The organism is Sporolactobacillus sp. STSJ-5 (assembly GCF_024385605.1).
Classification (GTDB): Bacteria; Bacillota; Bacilli; order Bacillales; family Sporolactobacillaceae; genus Sporolactobacillus.
The window spans coordinates 1-2486 of the sequence record NZ_JANFOJ010000039.1; the positions used below are offsets into that span (position 1 = coordinate 1).

Below are 2486 nucleotides of genomic sequence, written 5' to 3' on the forward strand. Positions count from 1 at the left end.
TGTAACCGTCAAGTAGTTTTGAACACTTTTTGCTAATTAATTTTGAACACTTTTCTCTTTGAAAATTGTACTTCGGTGTTTAATTCTATAGCTGTCTTCGTTTAGGTGAATGACTTCTACTCTATGGAGAATTCTGTCTAATATAGCTGTTGTGATCCCCTGATCGCCCATTAATTCTCCCCATTGTTTCGGCCCTTTGTTCGATGTCAGGATGACCGAACTTCGTTCGTATAGATGGTTAATCAGGTGAAAAAACAAGTTGGCTTCTCGCTGATCCATTGCTAGATACATCAGGTCATCAATGATGACAAGGTCCGATTCCCGTAGCCTTTTCAGCTGCGTTTTGGATTTAGATAGGTACTCCTCTGTCTTGAGCAGATGGACGAGCTCCCCCATGGTGATAAAGCTTACCTTGAAGCCTTTGTAGATAGCCTCAAGACCAAGACCAATCGCAATATGGGTTTTACCCACTCCTGGCGGGCCAAGAAGAATCAGGTTATATTGTTGTTCTAGCCAATTCAATTCCCTTAACTGGTTGATCTGCCGACTGCTAATGGATTGTTGTTCGTCTATGCGAAATTCATCCAGTGTCTTTTGATAAGGGAACTTGGCCCACTTCAATCTTCTTTCTACATTTTTTTCTTCTCTCCGCTTTAATTCGAAAGTTAAAAGTTCCTCTAGTAATTCTTGATAGGTCCAAGAAGATTGTTCGGCTTTTCGCAAGAGATGCGGTAGCCCATTGGCTGTCTCCGCCATCCGAAGATGGCGGAAGTGCTCTTGTATCTCTTTGACTGTACTGTTCATTGCCCCATGCCTCCGAGTATCTGGATATAATCGTCCATTTCTCTCACCGTTGCAGCAACTTGGCGTGTTCGTGCGACACGATCATTTTGTGATCCCTGAGTTTGGCACGATGCTTGTACGACTTTTGTTTCTTTTTGGCGAGCCAGATGTTGGGAAACATCTCGAAGATCGTTGGCACTCCAGAGTTGGTCTTTTATACAGATAGTCAAGGCTTGTTCCATTTCCTGACGGAAATGATGAAGGGCATACTGGATGATTTGAAGCTGATCACGGACATATCTCGGATACCGCTTACTCAATTCTTGAATGAATAATGCCGCTTGATCGCCATCATTGAATTGACGGATAATCGTCTCCTTATAGGCTTGAATTCCTTTTGAGCGATCACGAGCATGTTGCCTGTTTTTGATGAGCTCGCCTTTTCCTGTGCTTAGGATGTGCCGAGCAAGGACTTCACCTTGTGATTGCTTTTTGATGATCAATTCACTTTCTTTGAGTTCAATGAAAACTTTATTATCACCATTTCGACGATACGTTCCCAAGGGCACGGAATAACGATTGGATTTATATTTGATGACATTGTCTGGACAGACAGTTCTTGTTATACTGGAACTATAGTCGCTCTCAATGGAGAGCAGCGGAGAGACTGGTTTCAAGTGTTGCTTTTCGAGGGCGTGCACTTCAGCCGGTCTCTTTTTTGTTGTATTGTGTACATTATAATTCCCTGTCCGTTCTAACCAAGCGATGCCTTTTTCATTCCATGTATCGATGTTCGTAAAGACCCTGTTCTTGGCAAAATTATACTTAACATACTTGACAACATTTTCTATTTTCCCTTTACTTTGGGGATCTGCTTTTCGACATAGATGTAAACGAAATTTACGTTGTTCTTTATAAGCCTGAAATTCACCGGTCAGAATAACGTCACCCGCATTTTCACTGACCGTGATTAAGTGATCTTGGTCATAAACCAATTCCTCCGGCATGCCCCCGAAATAAGCAAAGGCATTTTCATGGCATCGAATCGTATCTTTTGTGGTGAAAGGTCTTCCCAGCCATTCCACATATTTATATCGAGAATGAGACAGAACGAATGTGATAAAGTAGAGCTTCACCTCCTTGTTCAGTACGTTTTTAAGCGTTATTTCTCCCCAGTCCACCTGAACCTGATATCCCATTGGAAGTTCATCAACCGCTTCATGACTACGAGCATGTATCTCTTTTGAGATATGGTAGATTTCCCTCAGATCTTTGACGAATAATCGAATGGTGCTCCCTCCAATGGTTAGACCCGGATGTTTTTCCTTCAACCAATCCTCAATTTGGGCGGAAGAAAGGTCGGGATGTTCTTTTAACCAACTTATCATTTGATCCCGATAGGGATCGAGCTTCTTCCTCCTTTGACTAAGAGAATTCGCCCAATCACTGGCTTCCTCAAAAGACATTTTCAAAAACTTATAAACAGTATTTCTTGAAATACCCAGTTTTTTGGCGATTTTCGCCACTTTGAATCCTTGTTCACTCAATTGATGAACCTGTACATACAAGAGTAATTTTTCCACCTTTCGAATCCTCCAGACAAATCATGTTGAAAAACTATCATAACTTATCTGGATTACTATTTAGCGAAAAGTGTTCATTTCTATTTAGCAGAATCTGTTGATTTTAGTTTAGCAGTTACA

The 2486-nt window shown here is 41.4% G+C and carries 2 protein-coding genes; both read right to left on the reverse strand.

Annotated elements, in window-relative coordinates; genetic code table 11:
• Positions 1–36: 36 nt before the first annotated feature.
• Positions 37–804 carry an IS21-like element helper ATPase IstB gene (gene istB / locus NOM01_RS16980; RefSeq protein WP_253077506.1) on the reverse strand — a complete coding sequence of 256 codons (768 nt, stop codon included), beginning with the start codon at positions 802–804 and terminating at the stop codon, positions 37–39.
• Positions 801–2366: an IS21 family transposase gene (istA, locus tag NOM01_RS16985; protein WP_255749772.1), complete on the reverse strand. Its 1566-nt coding sequence runs from the start codon at positions 2364–2366 to the stop codon at positions 801–803. The genes istB and istA overlap by 4 nt, the downstream gene beginning before the upstream one ends.
• Between the last annotated feature and the right edge of the window lie 120 nt (positions 2367–2486).